The sequence below is a fragment of the Pseudomonas sp. EL_65y_Pfl1_R83 genome (assembly GCF_963970695.1).
In the GTDB taxonomy this organism is placed as follows: domain Bacteria; phylum Pseudomonadota; class Gammaproteobacteria; order Pseudomonadales; family Pseudomonadaceae; genus Aquipseudomonas; species Aquipseudomonas tritici.
Genome location: NZ_CAXAQI010000335.1, coordinates 1 through 481, shown reverse-complemented (window position 1 = coordinate 481; position 481 = coordinate 1). Strand labels below are relative to the sequence as shown.

The 481-nt window shown below is 68.0% G+C and carries 1 protein-coding gene; it reads left to right on the top strand.

Features of this window, described 5'->3' with window-relative positions; genetic code table 11:
• The coding region (locus AACY08_RS29160) for a hypothetical protein (RefSeq protein ID WP_339472551.1) at positions 1 to 237 on the top strand (237 nt) is incomplete at its 5' end.
• Positions 238 to 481: the final 244 nt, after the last annotated feature.

Sequence of the window (481 nt, the reverse complement as noted above, 5' to 3'; positions counted from 1 at the left end):
AATCTCTTGGGTTTGGTTCACGGCTACCACCGGCCCTGGAGCGACGACGACCGGCGCGCCCTCGCGCTTGCACACGCCCATGACATCGCCTTGCCCGATCTCGCGACGGCGCTCGGGCGCAAGTATGCTGCCGTCCATAAATTCGCCGAGAAGCAGGGGGTCAGGTTCGGCCGCCGCGCGCGTCGCAAGTCCGCCCCGACGCTGCAGGACATTCTCGGCCTATCTCCGCGGCCGTAGGCCGGGATCGACCGTGGCTCGAAGGGGAGGGGGAGGGCTCGGGTGGGCGTGAAAGGCACGCCAGCCACGAGGAGCGCATCATGATCCCCGCCACCATAGCGACCGCGGTCGCGCCCGAGACGATCGCGAAGGTCACACGGCTCTTCAACAACACCGCCTTCGACGTGGTGACCGAGCTCTTCCAGAACGCCCGCCGAGCCGGCGCTATTGCGGTCGCCGTCCTGATCCAAACGGGCGGACCCGA